We start from the raw sequence: 14,663 nt of genomic DNA, 5'->3' as shown, positions 1-14,663 counted from the left end.
GGTCAACCGGCCACGTCCGCGCACGCTACGGTGGACCGGCTGAACTGTCCGGCGGTTCGGCATCTTCGCGAGAACCCGCGTGAGTACGAGGTGGGGGCACAGCAGCGCCATGGCACAGGGCACGGTCCAGGTGACGCACACCGGCACATCGCGGTGGCGGCGCCGCACGGGTGAGTACGCGTCGCTCGCCGCCGCCCTGGAGGCCGCGGGCGACGGAGACGTGCTCACCGTCGCTCCCGGCACCTACCGGGAGAACCTCGTCGTCCAACGGGCGGTGACACTGCGCGGGCCCGAGGGCTCCCCCGGCTCCGTGCGCATCGCGCCGGTGGACGGGGTGCCGCTGACCGTGCGGGCCTCCGCGGTGGTCCAGGACCTGCATGTCGAGGGCCAGGACGCGGCCGCGCCCGCGCTGCTCATAGAAGAGGGTGCGCCGGAGCTTGTGGACGTGCGGATCATGACGCGGTCCGCGGCCGGCATCGAGGTCCGCGGCGGCGCTCGCCCCACGGTGCGGCGCTGCACGGTCGACAACCCGGCTGGCATCGGCATCGCCGTCGTGGACGGCGGCGGCGGTGTGTTCGAGGAGTGCGAGGTCGTGGCGGCGGCCCAGTCGGGCGTCGCGGTCCGGGGCGGCGGGCGCCCGCGACTCGAGCGCTGCCGGGTGCACCACGCCTCGGGCGCGGGCCTGTCGGCGACGGGTGAGAACTCCTCGCTGGAAGCGGTCGGTTGTGAGGTATACGAAGTCCGGGGCTCCGGTGTGCAGGTGACCGCGCGGGCCACGGCACATCTGACGGACTGCGATGTGCACCGCACCACCGCGGACGGCGTCACGCTCGACACGGACGCGGTGCTGACGCTCGCCGACTGCCGCATTCACGACATCCCGGAGAACGCGGTCGACCTGCGGTCCCGCTCGGTGCTCACGCTGACCCGCACGACGGTGCGGCAGTTCGGCCGCAACGGCCTGTCGGTGTGGGACCCGGGCACCCGTGTGGACGCCAACCAGTGCGAGATCTTCGACAGCACCGGTGACTACCCGGCGGTGTGGGTCAGCGACGGCGCGACCGCGGTGCTCGACTCCTGCAGGGTGCACGATGTGCCGGACGCCCTGTTCGTCCTCGACCGCGGCTCGCGCGCGGACGTCGTGGACAGCGACCTCACCCAGGTGCGCAACACGGCGGTGTCGGTGAGCGACGGCGCCACCGCGCAGCTGGACGACTGCCGGATCCGGGACGCGGCGACGGGCGCCTGGTTCCGGGACCACGGCAGCGGCGGCACGCTGTCGGGCTGCACCATCGACGACATCCAGACGGGTGTGATCGTCACCAAGGGCGCCGACCCCAGCATCGAGCGGTGCACGGTGACTTCACCCGCGGAAGCGGGCTTCTACATCTCGGCGGGCGGCCGGGGCAGCTTCCTGAACTGCCGGGTCACGGGCAGTGGCGGCTATGGCTTCCATGTGATCGACGGCTGCCGCGCCACGCTGAGGAAGTGCCGAACGGAGCGGTGCGCGCGCGGGGGGTACGAGTTCGCGGACGGCGGCCCGGGCGCGTCCGGCGGCGGTGCGGTGGTCGAGGACTGCACCAGCGACGAGAGCGCCGGACTGCGGCCCGTGGCGGCCCAGGAGACCACCGTGCAGACGGCGGGCCAGTCCTCCGGCCTGCTGGGCTCCATCCCGGGCCAGCGCACCACGGAGCAGGAGCATCTCGTCACCGCCGTCCCGGAGCCGGAGCAGCCCGCGCGCACCTCGAAGGCCGTGCTCGGGGAACTCGACGCGCTGGTCGGCCTGGAGAGCGTCAAGCGCGAGGTGCGCGCCCTGACCGACATGATCGAGGTGGGGCGCCGACGACAGCAGGCCGGCCTCAAGGCGGCGTCCGTACGGCGGCATCTGGTGTTCACGGGCTCCCCCGGCACCGGCAAGACGACGGTCGCCCGGCTGTACGGCGAGATCCTGGCCTCACTCGGTGTCCTGGAGAAGGGCCACCTGGTGGAGGTGTCCCGGGTCGACCTGGTCGGCGAACACATCGGCTCCACCGCCATCCGCACTCAGGAGGCCTTCGACCGGGCGCGCGGCGGGGTGCTGTTCATCGACGAGGCCTACGCGCTGTCGCCGGAGGACTCCGGGCGCGACTTCGGGCGTGAGGCGATCGACACACTCGTGAAACTGATGGAGGATCACCGGGAGGCGGTCGTGGTCATCGTCGCCGGCTACACGGCCGAGATGGAGCGCTTCCTGTCGGTCAACCCCGGGGTGGCCTCCCGCTTCTCACGGACCATCACCTTCGGCGACTACGGCCCCGAGGAGCTGCTGAGGATAGTGGAGCAGCAGGCCGAGGAGCACGAGTACCGGCTGGGCCCCGGGGCCACCGAGGCGCTGCTGAAGTACTTCGCGGCGATCCCGAAGGGACCGGCGTTCGGCAACGGCCGCACCGCGCGCCAGACGTTCGAGGCGATGGTGGAGCGCCACGCGGGCCGCGTCGCCCAGCTGGCGGAACCGAGCACCGACGATCTGACCCTGCTCTACCCGGAGGACCTGCCGGAGCTGCCCTGATCCGCGCCCCCACGCTTCGCGCCCGGCTCTGGAGGCGCTTGGGCGGACCGCGGTTCCGGCAGCCCCGGCCGCAGGCGCGCCAGCAGCCGCTCGCGCTCCTCGGCGAAGGCCGGGTCCGCCTGGTAGTCGCCGTGTCCGAGGATCGGCGCGGGCAGCGGGTGCTCACTGGTGCGCCCGTATGCCAGCGGGTCCTTGAGCGGTGCGCGGTCCACCTGCGGGCCGCAGTCGCCCGGCAGTCGAATCGGGCCGCCGATCGGGTCGGTGAGCCGGTACAGGTTGCGCCAGCAGTCGACCTCGCGGTGCAGGGAGCTGAGCGCGGCCGGACCGAAGTACGCCGGGAACCAGCGCCCGTACAGCCGCTCCAGGGGCGAGCCGTACGTCAGTAGGGCCACCCGTCTGCGTACAGAAGGCTTGAGCTGCCAGGCCGCGGCCGCCGCCAGCACGCTGCCCTGCGAGTGACCGGAGAGGACGAGCCGCCCCCTGGTGGCACTCGTCCAGGTGGCCATGCGCCAGGTCAGGTCGGGCACCGCGCGCTCGGCGTAGCAGGGCGGGGCGAAGGGGTGGGCGGCGCGCGGCCAGAAGGTGCCCACGTCCCACAGGATGCCGATGGTGCGGCGCGCGGAGGCGTCCTTGTAGGCGCGGCGCCCCCAGGTGACGAGCAGGAGGAAGCCGACGCCGATCAGCCAGGATCCGAGCGCCTGTGCGGTCTCGGCGGCGCCCCTGACGAAGGGGTGCGTACCCTGCGCGGCCACCTGCAGCGTGTCGCCGGTGGCGAAGGCCCCGGCGAGAGCCACGGCACCCAGGAGCAGCGTCACGGCGGACGTGACGGCGACGACGAGTGGGGCCCGGTCGGTGAGGGCGGCCATGGCGCGCGTGCTCGCGATGCGCTGGGTGCGCGCGTCGTCCTTGGGCTCGCCCGGGTAGTCGAGTTCGACCGCGACCGTCTCGGCGCGTCGCAGCACCATACTGCGCCGAACGAGCCGGGCGACGACCACGAGCAGGACCAGGAGCAGCGGCGGGATCGTGGACGCCTGCCAGGTGAGCAGGACGGGCGGCCCGGCCATGATGTGCCCGGTGCCGTCCAGCCAGTCGGCGACCCGCTGGGCCACACCGCCGGACATCACCCCGCCGAGCGCACAGGCCAGCATCGCGACGGCGGGTCCGGCCAGTCCGCGCATCGCGGTGCGCGTGTCGGGACGGGCGCGATACAGGACATGGGCCACGACACCGAGCGCGATGACGAGGAGCCCCTGCGCCAGGGCGAGCGTCCCGAACGTGGCGTCGCCCGGCAGCCGGCCCGCCGACCGCCAGCCCGGGCGCGACCATCCGGCATACACCGCGGTCACTACGAGCAGAGCGAGCGCGCCGGCGGGCAGCAGACGTACGACCGCGCCGTCGAGTTCCTTGTCGAGCCGGTTCTCGGTGCGGCCCCGGCGGCACACCACCCAAACCACAACCACGGCGCCCACGACAAGAGTTGCGCCCAGGAGCCAGCCGACGACTTCGAGTCCGGCGGGACCGTGGCGTCGGTCGTGACGGACGGCGGAGGTGCCCAGCGCGGCGGCGACGGTCAGAAAACCGGCGGCGGTGTGCGCGGCGCGCAGCCGGGCCACCAGTCGGCGCCCGTACCAGAACCCTGGGCGGCCGAGGGCGGTGCGGTGCTGCGCCTCGTCGGGCTCGGCCCGGCGGGAGAGGGGCTGCTGGGACTCGTACGCGCTCCAGGTGCGGTGGGACAGGTACCAGAGCAGGCCGGTGAGTGCGGTGGGCACCAGAGACGCCAGCACCAGGCGCCGTCCCGGCTGGCTCCACCAGCCGTGGTGGGATGCGACGGGCGAGAGGAAGCCGAGCCATGAGTGGCGGCCGGCACACGCGCGGGTGCCCGCGCACTGCCAGGCACCCAGATCGAGGGCGACCTCGCAGGCGGCGGCGACCAGCAGCACGGTCAGGGTGAGCCCGATGAGGCGGACGATCAGTCCGTACAGGCGGACGGTTCTTTGCCGGTCGGTCGTCGTCGGGCGCATCCAGTGCGCGAGGTTGGCCACCATGAAGGGCAGCAGCAGCAGCCACAGGGCGCGGGCGGCGTTTCCGGAGGTGAGGTTGCACCACACGTACGCCTCGGGCACCGGACGGCCCTTTCGGTCCTCGGGGTGCCGTTCCGCGTCGGCGTCGTCGGCGCGCCGGTAGACGGCGGCGGTCCCGTCACCGGTGATCCGGACCGTCCGCGGATCGTCCAGCAACTCCTCGGGCGTGGTGCCGCCTACTCCGTGAATCAGGAGTTCCAGGGCCGTCCCGCCCTGCGCGGCCCGCTGCCGGGCGTCGCCGCGCTCCCCCTCGTGTTCCCGTGCACGCTCCACTGTTCTGCACTTCCCCCGCGTTGCGTAGCGTGTGTCATGTGCAGGCAGAGGATCTCCGTTGTCACGGGTGTGCACACCCGTTGTCACGGAATCTCCTCCGGAATCTCCCCGATACGGGTGATGCGACGGACAGCCGATGGTGATTCCTCAGGTACGGGGGATGGCACTGCTGACGGCGACCCGTGCGAGGATGGGGCGTCCTGAGCACCGGTGGCGGGAGAATGGCCTTGTCGTAGCCGGTATGGACGCCATGTCGTAACAGATCGGGCGAAAGGGAGCGAAGCGGACGTGAGCGAGAACCAGAACCTCCTCGCCGAGCAGCGCCGCGCCCTGATCCTGGACGAGGTACGACGGCGCGGCGGCGTCCGTGTGAACGAACTGACCCGCAAGCTCGGCGTCTCCGACATGACGGTCCGCCGCGACCTCGACGCGCTCGCCCGGCAGGGTGTGCTGGAGAAGGTGCACGGGGGTGCGGTGCCCGTGGTCGAGGCGAGTACGCACGAGCCGGGCTTCGAGGCCAAGTCGGGTCTGGAACTGACGGCCAAGGAGGACATCGCGCGGACCGCGGCCGAGCTGGTCGCTCCGGGCACGGCGATCGCCCTGTCCGGCGGTACGACGACGTACGCGCTGGCCCACCATCTCCTCGACGTGCCGGAGCTCACCGTCGTCACCAACTCGGTACGGGTGGCCGACGTCTTCCACTCGGCGCAGCGCACGTCCGGCCAGCGGCAGGGCGGCGCCACGGTCGTCCTGACAGGCGGTGTGCGGACCCCGTCCGACTCGCTCGTGGGGCCCGTGGCCGATCAGGCGATCGCGTCTCTCCATTTCGACCTGCTGTTCCTCGGCGTGCACGGGATATCGGTGGAGGCGGGGCTGTCCACGCCGAATCTGGCGGAGGCCGAGACCAACCGGCGGCTCGTGCAGTCCGCACGGCGTGTGGTGGTGGTCGCCGACCACACCAAGTGGGGCACGGTGGGCCTGAGTTCGTTCGCGGCGCTGGAGCAGGTCGATACGCTGGTGACGGACGCGGGCCTGCCCGCCGATGCGCGGGTGGAGATCGCGGAGCACCTGAGGCGGCTGGTGGTGGCCGGGGAGCCCGAGGACGCTGCAGACATCTGACGGCCCGCCAGCTATGGTGGCGCCGACCCGCTACCACCCCTTCCGTTCGGGAACTCCGCTTCCCGCGAGGAGGTTCCGTCCATGGCACGCCGTCTGCGCCCGGTGGAACTCGATTTCACGCAGACCGCTCCCGTCCGGCTGGTGTTCGCACGGGAGATCTCGGCACCTCCGGCGGCGGTCTTCGGGGCCCTCGCCGACGACGTCCCGAGCTGGAGCCAGTGGTTTTCCGCCGTGACCTACGCCCGGCCGCTCGACGGGGGCGCCCGGCGCGAGGTGCGCCTCGCGGGCGGCACCCGATTCCGGGAGACGGTCGTTGCGGCCCAGCCGAACGAGCTGTACGCGTACCGGGTCGACGAGACGGGCGTGCCCGGCATTCACGCGCTACTGGAGGAATGGCGGCTCGCGCCCGTCGCCGCCGGCACCCGCGTGCAGTGGACCTTCGCGGCCGACGGGTCCGCGGTCTTCCGTTTCGTACTGAAGGGCGCGCGCCAGGGCCTGGGACGCGCGTTCCGCGGCGCGGTGACGGCGCTGGACCGGAGACTGGCGGCACAGGGGGCCGGACCGGGGTCAGTCCGGCCACACCCCGGTCTCCAGCAGTGACTCGATGGCCGCGGTGTACGGGGCGATGTCCAGCCCCTGCTCGGCGAGCCAGGAGTCCGAGTAGTACTTGTCCAGGTAGCGGTCGCCCGGGTCGCACAGCAGAGTCACGACGCTGCCCGTTCGCCCCTCGGCCACCATCTCCGCAACGATCTTCAGCGCGCTCCACAGGCCCGTGCCGGTCGAGCCGCCCGCCTTGCGGCCGATGGCCCCCTCCAGGGCCCGTACGGCGGCGACACTGGCCGCGTCCGGGACCTTCATCATCCGGTCGATGGCGCCGGGCACGAAACTCGGCTCCATCCGGGGTCGGCCGATGCCCTCGATGCGCGAGCCGCGGTCACAGGTGACGTCCGGATCGCCCGTCGTCCACCCCTCGAAGAAGCACGAGTTCTCCGGGTCGGCGACGCAGACGCGGGTGTCGTAGCTCATGTAGTGCACGTACCGCGCGATGGTCGCCGAGGTGCCGCCGGTGCCTGCCGTGGCGACGATCCACGCCGGCTCCGGGAACCGCTCCAACTCCATTTGGCGGAAGATGGATTCGGCGATGTTGTTGTTGCCCCGCCAGTCCGTGGCCCGCTCCGCGTAGGTGAACTGGTCCATGTAGTGACCGCCGGTTTCCGCCGCGAGGGCGGCCGAGGCCTCGTACATCTTGCGCGAGTCGTCCACGAAGTGGCAGCGCCCGCCGTGGAATTCGATGAGCCGGCACTTCTCGGCGCTGGTCGTGCGCGGCATGACCGCGATGAAGGGCACGCCGACGAGCTTGGCGAAGTACGCCTCGGAGACGGCCGTCGAACCGCTGGACGCCTCGATCACCGGGCGGCCCGGCCGGATCCAGCCGTTGCACAGTCCGTACAGGAACAGCGACCGGGCGAGCCGGTGCTTGAGGCTGCCGGTGGGATGCGTCGACTCGTCCTTCAAATACAGGTCGATGCCCCAGCGCTCGGGCAGCGGGAAGCGCAGCAGGTGCGTGTCGGCCGAGCGGTTGGCGTCCGCCTGGACCTTCCGGACGGCTTCTTTGAGCCAGGTGCGGTACTCGATGTCGCTGCGGTCGACGTCGTACGTCCCGCCGGGGCGGGTGATCTGCGGGGTACTCACCGCGGGGCTCCTTACCGGGGGGTGCCGCGGCCGGGTTCACGCGGTCGGACGCCTCGATCATAGACACCTTTCGCACGCTTCTCACCTGCATAAACTCCCCTTTGAGGCGCTCAAAGGAGCCCCTGGGGCAGACGGCGGAAACGAGTGGGGGCGCATCCGCGCGAGTGCGCCGGACACCCGGCGCGACCTCGTCATGCACACTGGTGCGAGGCGCCGGGTGCGGGCAGACTGCACGGCAGCGGCCCACGGATCGCCGCGGTTGGACGCTGCGCGGACGCCGGCCCGTAGGTGGAGCACACTGGACCACGACCGAACTCGATCAGGGCCAGGCCGGATCGCGAGCCACGAACGATCCGTACCGGGCACAGCCGAATGCACAAGGGGGCGGGGCATCATGGGGGAGCCGGAGTTCACGGCCACGGGTGTGCGGATCGGGAAGAGGCTGCGTTCGCTCACCCGGGCCGGGCAGGTCCGGATCAGCGACGGCAGGCTGCGGCTGCTCACCAGCTACGGCAGTGAGATAGACAGCGCGCCGGTACAGGCGGTACGCGCGTCGAAGCCCTGGTTCGCGCCGGAGGACCGGGCGTTGGCCGATCTCAACGGCACCCGCTACTCCCTGACCCTGGGCGACCACGACCCCGCGCCGGGGCAGCCGGGGCCGCCGTCGGCCCGTCGGTTCATCGAGGCGGTACGCAGGGCGGCCGGGCGCGGCGGCTGAGCGCGGCGCGAGTTGCAGGACATCACCCGTTGGGTCACGCTGGTCTCACATCACTCTGGGTTTACCGGCGATAACGCTGAAGAACCAGCCCGCCGGTCACGACAGCGGGCGGCCCCCGTACGAAGCCGTTCCGCACCAGGCGGCCGGAGTACTCAGCCGCACAGCAGGCGGCACGTACGACCGGCCCTCCTGCTGGATCCGATCTCCGTCTTCTTCCGGACCTCAATTCGGGGAGTCGCAGCCGTGATCAGCCAGCCAAGCAGGCACTGCACGGTGGAGCTCCAAGCCCTGCCGTCGCGGATCGGCCAGGTCCGCAGAATCGTATCGGCGCAGTTGCGCTACTGGCACCTGGATCCCTTGATAGACCGGGCCGCACTCGGTGTGACGGAGCTGTTGACCAACGTCCACCTGCATGTCAAGCCCGACAAGACCTGCATCGTCGAGATGGAGTTGCTGCCCGACCGGCTCACCGTCTCGGTCCACGACCACGACCCACACCTGCCGGAGCTGTGCAACGCGGATGTCTCCGCCACCAGCGGGCGCGGTCTCGCGATGGTCGCGGCTGTCGCCGACAGCTGGGGGGCGTGCCCGGACGGGGACTCGGGCAAGGTCGTGTGGTTCACACTTCCCGCGCTGTCCTCGGCTGCGCCCCGGCCGCTGCGGAGGCTCACACCGTATGAAAAGGCCCTGGATGCCCCGGCCCGCACGCTCGCCGTGGACGAGCGCCGGACAGAACAGGCTCCCGCCCGGTCCGCCGTTGCCGGCTGACCGGGCGGTGAGCCCGCCTCGGACACGTCACCGACGCGGGCATCGCGCGGGTCATTCCGCGGCGATGGCGCGCAGGACGTCCAGGCGGGCAGCCCGCCGGGCCGGGCGCAGCCCGGCGAGCGCACCGGCCGCGAGGCCCACCAGCGCCACCACGACGAGCTGCGCGGGCGGCAGGGCGAAGGCGAAGGCGGTGGCGGACGCGCCGTCGGAGGCCTTCACCAGGACCCAGCCGAGGAAGACGCCCAGGACCAGCCCGCCCGCCGTGCCGAAGGCGGCGACGAGGACCGACTCCCAGCGGACCATGGCCCGCAGCTGGGACCGGGTCTGGCCGACGGCCCGGAGCAGGCCCAGTTCGCGGGTGCGCTCGTGGATCGCGAGCGTGAGGGTGTTGGCGATGCCGAGCAGGGCGATGAGCACCGCGAGGGCGAGAAGCGCGTAGACGAGGGTGAGCATCATGTCGATGCCTCCGGCCGACGACTGGGCGTACTCGTCCCGCGTCTGCACCGACGGATTCCCGTACTGTGCCGCGACCTTCGCCACCTCGGCCTTTCCCTCGACCGCGCCGACACCGGGCCGGAAGGAGACGGCGACAAGCGTGTCGGAGTCCTGTGTGCGGTGCGGGGCCCAGGCGGCGCGGGTGATGACGTAGTCCCCGGCGAGTTCGGACCGGCCGTAGACCGCGCGAACCGTGAAGGGCCGCGTCGTGCCGTCGGTGAAGGTGAGGCGAGCCGTCTCGCCCAGGGTCAGGTGCTGCTTGTCGGCCTCCGTCTCGGTGATCGCGATGCCGTCGGTGCCCAGGTCGTCGAGGGAGCCGCGTACGGTACCGAGGTCGAAGACCCTGCCGAGGGCGACGGGATCGGTGACGGTCAGCGCCCGCCCCTTGCCGTCGACCTTCGCCACTCCGCGGCCGAGGCCCACGACGTCCTGGACGGCGGGCTGCCGGGCGATGGCGAGCGCCAGCTTCGGACTGAGCCCGCTGCCGCCCGCGCCGAACGACGGGGTGCTGACGGCGATGTCGCCGGCGAAGGACCGGGACACGGTCTGGTCCATGGTGGCCTTCAGCGACGCCCCGAACACGGTGAACAGCGAGACGACGGCCACGCCGATCATCAGGGCGCTCGCGGTGGCGGAGGTCCGCTTGGGGCTGCGCAGGGCGTTGCGGCGGGCGAGGCCGCCGGTGACGCCGCGCAGTCGGTCGAGCGGGGCGCCGAGACCGCGCACGGCCGCGCGGGAGGCGACCGGGCCGAGCACCACGAACGCGGCCAGGGCGAGCAGGGCACCCCCGCCGGCCAGCCAGAGGGAAGGACTCACCAGCACCCCGGTCAGGGTGCTCGCGAGGGCCACTGCCGCGAGTGCGCCACCCAGGACCGCACGGGTGCGCGAGGCACCGGACTGGTCGACGGCGGTCTCCCGCAGCGCGGCCAGCGGTGCGGTGCGTCCGGCACGCACGGCGGGCAGCAGGGCGGAACCTAGGCAGACCACGATGCCGACGGCCAGCGGCAACAGCAGGGACAGGGCACTGACCACCAGGTCGCCCTCGGGGAAGGGGAATCCGATGGCCGGGAAGAGGGCCTGCAGGCCGGCCGCGATGCCGAGGCCGCCCAGCAGTCCGACGCCCGACGCCACCACGGCGACGGTGCTCGCCTCGACGAGGGTGGAGACGGTGACCTGGCGGCGCGAGGCGCCAAGAGCCCGCAGCAGGGCGTTCTCCCGGGTGCGCTGGGCGACGACGATCGCGAACGTGTTGTGGATGGAGAACGTCGCCACGAGCAGCGCCACGCCGGAGAACACCAGCAGGAAGGTGGTGAAGAGGGTCAGGAACTGGCTGGAGATCATGTCGGTGTTCTCCTGTGCCGACTCCTGTCCGGTGATGGCCTCGACTCCCTTGGGCAGTACGGGAGTCAGCTCGGAGACGAGCTTCGTCTCGCTCACCCCTGGCCCGGCCCGCACCTGGATGCTCGCGGCCTGACCGGGCCTCGCGGTGAGGTACTTCTCGGCGTCGGCCTGGGTCATGCCGGTGAAGGTCACCTGGGCCATGCCGTCCTGGCCACCGAAGGTCGCGAGGCCGACGATCACGACCTTGACGGGGTCGGGCGTTCGCAGCGTCGTCGTGTCCCCGATCCTGAGGTGGCCCTTCTTGGCAGCGCCCCGGTTGACGACGACCTCGCCGCTCTTCCCCGGTGCCCTGCCCTCGGCGAGGTGGTAGGGGTTGAGCCGTGGGTCCGGGATCCAGTTGCCCGCCAGGGTGGGCGGGCCCTGGCCGCCCACGGGCTTGCCGTCGGCGCCGACGAGCTGGCCCCGGCCCTGGATGCTCGGCACCGCCGCGGCGACGCCGGGAACCTTCTCGAGGGTGCGGACCAGCGAGGTGTCGATGGGCTGTCGCACGCCCTGGCTCTCGCCGGGAGTGGTGATCGTGTCGGCGCTGCGCACGACGGCGTCGGTCCCGGCGGTCGCATCGCCGAACATGGTGCTGAAGCTCGCGCGCAGTGTGTCGCCCATGACGAGCGTGCCCGCCAGGAAGGCGACGCCGAGGAACACCGCGAGGAACGTCCCCGCGAAGCGCCTCTTGTGGGCGCGCAGCGAGGAGACGCTGAGGCGCAGGGAGGCGTTCACGGCCTCACCTCGAATGCCTTCATACGATCCAGGACGTTGTCGGCGGTCGGTGATTCCATACGGTCCACCAGACGCCCGTCGGCGAGGAAGACGACCTCGTCGGCGTGTGCGGCGGCGACCGGGTCGTGGGTGACCATGACGACGGTACGATTCATCTGGCGCACCGCACGGCCCAGCAGGCCCAGCACCTCCTCACCGGAGCGGGAGTCGAGGTTGCCGGTGGGTTCGTCGGCGAAGACGACGTCGGGGCGGCCCGCGAACGCCCTTGCCACCGCGGCCCGTTGCTGCTGGCCGCCGGAGAGCTCGGCGGGCCGGTGATGCAACCGGTCGCGCAGTCCGACGACGTCGACGAGGGCATCGATCCACTCCTCGTCGCCCCGGCCGCCGGCCAGGTCTATGGGGAGCGTGATGTTCTCCGCGACGGTCAGCGTCGGCACCAGGTTGAAGGCCTGGAAGACGAAGCCGATCCGGTCGCGGCGCAGGAGGGTGAGACGGCGGTCGTCCAGGCTGCTCAGATCCGTGTCGCCGACGAAGGCGGAACCGCCGGTGAGCGTGTCGAGTCCTGCCGCACAGTGCATCAGCGTGGACTTGCCGGAGCCCGACGGCCCCATGATCGCGGTGAAGCGGCCGGCCGGAAAGCCCACGCTCACCCCGTCCAGGGCCCGCACGGCCGTGTCGCCGCTGCCGTACACCTTGACCGCGTCGACGACCCGGGCGGCCGTACGCGTGGCGGTCGCGGTCCTCATGCGGCACCGCCCTTGCCTGTACGGCCGAACTGCTCGTCCAGGACGGACAGTCGGCGCCAGTACTCGTCCTCGTCGATCTCCCCGGATGCGAAGCGGCGGCCGAGCACGGCGAGCGGCGCGTCGCCCGTCGGAGGGCCGTCCACACCGCGCCAGGGTGCACCCCGACCGCGCCGGGCGGTGCGGCGCAGGACGGTCACGACGCCGAGCACGACGGCCGCCCAGATCAGCGGGAAGAAGAGGATCCATGGGCCTGGGCCGCCGTCCCAGTGGGCCAGGGTCTGCATCTCGGGTCAGCTCCTCGGTTCGTTCTTCGGTGATGCCCCGAGCGTCGCGCCCGGAGGGGATCCGGGTCGTCGTACGGCCAGCGGCAGTGTGACTACCTCCCGGGGAGTACGCGGGCGGTCGACCACTGCTCCCTTCAGGACACTCCTCGGTCTCGACTTCTGTAACTACTAGTATGTACAGTCCTCGTATGAGCACCCCGGAGCGACTGATCGAGTCCACCCGTGAACTGCTGTGGGAACGCGGCTACGTGGGCACCAGCCCCAAGGCGATCCTGGCGCGCGCGGGCGCAGGCCAGGGCAGCATGTACCACCACTTCAAGGGCAAGCCCGACCTGGCGCTGGCCGCCATCCGCCGTACCGCCGCGGAGATGCGCGCTACCGCGCAGGGCGTACTGAGCGGCCCCGGAACGCCGTACGAGCGGATCGAGGGGTATCTGCGGCGCGAGCGCGACGTGCTGCGCGGCTGCCCCGTCGGCCGGCTCACGATGGACCCGGAGGTGATCGCGAGCGACGACTTGCGGGCCCCCGTCGACGAGACGATCGACTGGCTGCGCGAACAGCTCGCCGGGCTCGTCGAAGAGGGCAAGGAACAGGGCCAGTTCGCACAGTCCCTGGACGCGGAGGAGATCGCGGCCACGATCCTCGCGACGGTCCAGGGCGGCTATGTGCTGGCCCGCGCGTCGGGTTCGCCGACGGCCTTCGACGCGGCGGTACGGGGCCTGCTCTCCGTTCTGCGCCCCACTTCCTGAGGAGCCTCGCCGTGCAGATCACCGCAAAGCGTTCGACGGACGGTACGCGCACGTCGGCCCCGAGGACCACCCCGGCGTCGGCCGGTTTCGGCACAATGCGCCAACCGGGCTGCCGGACGATGCGGTAGCGATCGTGCAGCGGATTACTCGTCAGATGCTCTTCCACCCACACCTCCGCCTCGGTCGTGTGCTCGATGTCCTTCGACTCGATGCATGAGGCGCATTCGACCCAGCGACGTGACGGGAGACCGTCGACGACTGTCCGTGTGCGTGGTACCGCGGGGTACGCGTAGTTCTTCGTGGGGACGGTCATCGCGCGCTCTGGTCGGCGTGGTGACGCTTGATCTCTACGGCAATGTCTGACGCCCTTGACGGGTTGTACGTCGGACTACTGGCGTCGCTCGTCTCCCGCCATTGCTTGGCCAGTGCGGCGCAGACGTCGCAACCAGGTACGGGCGTGGGCTCCATTGACGTCGGTTCCAGAAGTTGAACCGGCCCTCTCAGCGTTCGCTCCAACGCCATTCCTCCACCTCCGCCGTGGGCTTCGATGGGTCGGCGCTCAGATCCTGTAGTCCGCGTGCGGGATGGCACGGTCCCACACCGCTTCGAACGCCTCCGCGTGGCGCTTCACGACGTCGGGCGCATCCTGCAGGACGTTGGCGACGAGTGCTCCGTCCCCAGCGAACAGGCCGAACCGGATTAGGCGCCCGTCGAAGATCCACAGGTCATTGCCTGGCAGCAACAGGTCCGACGCGAGCCGGCGTGGAAGCCATCGCACCTCTTCGCCGGCCGCAATGTTCTGCGGCGTACAGGCGTGCTCGAATCGGATGTAGTCCGTCACGGGCTCCGACACGACGCGCGCACGGCGCACGACGACTCCGCGCTCTGTCGGCCCCGCAGTGCGGGCACTGGACAGACTGGTTCTTCGCTGGCTGACCGAGCATGGTTGCTCCTCCTGAAAGTCGAGAGCCCCGGGGCCGTGGTGGCGCCCGGGGCGTGGTGTGGTGTGGTGTGGTGTGCGAGCCGCCCCGCCCTGCAGGGCTTCGGCGTAGTCGCGTGACGTCCGCTTCAT

The 14,663-nt window shown here is 71.5% G+C and carries 12 protein-coding genes and 1 pseudogene; 6 read left to right on the top strand and 7 right to left on the bottom strand.

Annotated features, from left to right (window positions below; all coding sequences use genetic code 11):
- The first annotated feature begins 109 nt into the window (after nt 1-109).
- Nucleotides 110-2,548, top strand: a complete 2,439-nt coding sequence (locus ACZ3TS_RS23595) for a right-handed parallel beta-helix repeat-containing protein (protein WP_467621050.1) — start codon at nt 110-112, stop codon at nt 2,546-2,548.
- On the opposite strand, the gene ACZ3TS_RS23590 is transcribed toward ACZ3TS_RS23595, so the two are convergent.
- A complete protein-coding gene (locus ACZ3TS_RS23590) occupies nt 2,518-4,902 on the bottom strand; it encodes a hypothetical protein (RefSeq protein WP_467621047.1) in 2,385 nt (794 codons plus the stop codon). The genes ACZ3TS_RS23595 and ACZ3TS_RS23590 overlap by 31 nt on opposite strands.
- A 288-nt stretch (nt 4,903-5,190) precedes the next feature.
- Here ACZ3TS_RS23590 and ACZ3TS_RS23585 point away from each other — a divergent pair, with 288 nt between their 5' ends.
- Nucleotides 5,191-6,021 carry a DeoR/GlpR family DNA-binding transcription regulator gene (locus ACZ3TS_RS23585; protein ID WP_467621044.1) on the top strand — a complete coding sequence of 277 codons (831 nt, stop codon included), beginning with the start codon at nt 5,191-5,193 and terminating at the stop codon, nt 6,019-6,021.
- A gap of 81 nt (nt 6,022-6,102) precedes the next feature.
- Nucleotides 6,103-6,621 (top strand): SRPBCC family protein, encoded by a 519-nt coding sequence (locus ACZ3TS_RS23580; protein WP_467621041.1) that lies wholly within the window; start codon nt 6,103-6,105, stop codon nt 6,619-6,621.
- Here ACZ3TS_RS23580 and cds1 read toward each other — a convergent pair.
- Entirely contained in the window at nt 6,589-7,713 is a 1,125-nt protein-coding gene (cds1, locus tag ACZ3TS_RS23575; protein WP_467621038.1) for an L-cysteine desulfhydrase Cds1, read from the bottom strand. The genes ACZ3TS_RS23580 and cds1 overlap by 33 nt on opposite strands.
- Nucleotides 7,714-8,107: 394 nt before the next feature.
- Between cds1 and ACZ3TS_RS23570 the strand changes: the two genes are divergently transcribed.
- Nucleotides 8,108-8,431: a hypothetical protein gene (locus ACZ3TS_RS23570; RefSeq protein WP_467621035.1), complete on the top strand. Its 324-nt coding sequence runs from the start codon at nt 8,108-8,110 to the stop codon at nt 8,429-8,431.
- 243 nt (nt 8,432-8,674) lie between these two features.
- The gene (locus ACZ3TS_RS23565) at nt 8,675-9,199 is read left to right on the top strand and encodes an ATP-binding protein (RefSeq protein ID WP_467621032.1); all 525 of its coding nucleotides are present in this window, start codon (nt 8,675-8,677) and stop codon (nt 9,197-9,199) included.
- A 51-nt stretch (nt 9,200-9,250) separates the two neighbouring features.
- On the opposite strand, the gene ACZ3TS_RS23560 is transcribed toward ACZ3TS_RS23565, so the two are convergent.
- From ACZ3TS_RS23560 to ACZ3TS_RS23550, 3 genes are read right to left on the bottom strand one after another with little or no spacing between them, the layout of a single operon-like run.
- Nucleotides 9,251-11,812 carry an FtsX-like permease family protein gene (locus ACZ3TS_RS23560; RefSeq protein WP_467621029.1) on the bottom strand — a complete coding sequence of 854 codons (2,562 nt, stop codon included), beginning with the start codon at nt 11,810-11,812 and terminating at the stop codon, nt 9,251-9,253.
- The gene (locus ACZ3TS_RS23555; protein ID WP_467621027.1) at nt 11,809-12,558 is read right to left on the bottom strand and encodes an ABC transporter ATP-binding protein; all 750 of its coding nucleotides are present in this window, start codon (nt 12,556-12,558) and stop codon (nt 11,809-11,811) included. Before ACZ3TS_RS23555 ends, ACZ3TS_RS23560 begins: the two co-directional genes overlap by 4 nt.
- Nucleotides 12,555-12,842 carry an SHOCT domain-containing protein gene (locus ACZ3TS_RS23550; protein WP_467621024.1) on the bottom strand — a complete coding sequence of 96 codons (288 nt, stop codon included), beginning with the start codon at nt 12,840-12,842 and terminating at the stop codon, nt 12,555-12,557. Before ACZ3TS_RS23550 ends, ACZ3TS_RS23555 begins: the two co-directional genes overlap by 4 nt.
- A 188-nt stretch (nt 12,843-13,030) precedes the next feature.
- Here ACZ3TS_RS23550 and ACZ3TS_RS23545 point away from each other — a divergent pair, with 188 nt between their 5' ends.
- Nucleotides 13,031-13,591, top strand: a complete 561-nt coding sequence (locus ACZ3TS_RS23545) for a TetR/AcrR family transcriptional regulator (RefSeq protein WP_467621021.1) — start codon at nt 13,031-13,033, stop codon at nt 13,589-13,591.
- 94 nt (nt 13,592-13,685) lie between these two features.
- On the opposite strand, the pseudogene ACZ3TS_RS23540 reads toward ACZ3TS_RS23545, so the two are convergent.
- Nucleotides 13,686-13,904, bottom strand: a pseudogene (locus ACZ3TS_RS23540) (DUF7848 domain-containing protein); the annotation flags it as partial.
- Nucleotides 13,905-14,150: 246 nt separating this feature from the next.
- Nucleotides 14,151-14,663 (bottom strand): DUF6879 family protein, encoded by a 513-nt coding sequence (locus tag ACZ3TS_RS23535; RefSeq protein ID WP_467621104.1) that lies wholly within the window; start codon nt 14,661-14,663, stop codon nt 14,151-14,153.

This window comes from Streptomyces sp. NPDC022910 (assembly GCF_055561075.1).
The sequence above is the reverse complement of the archived record's forward strand: the minus strand, read 5'-3'. Positions and strand labels throughout refer to the sequence as shown.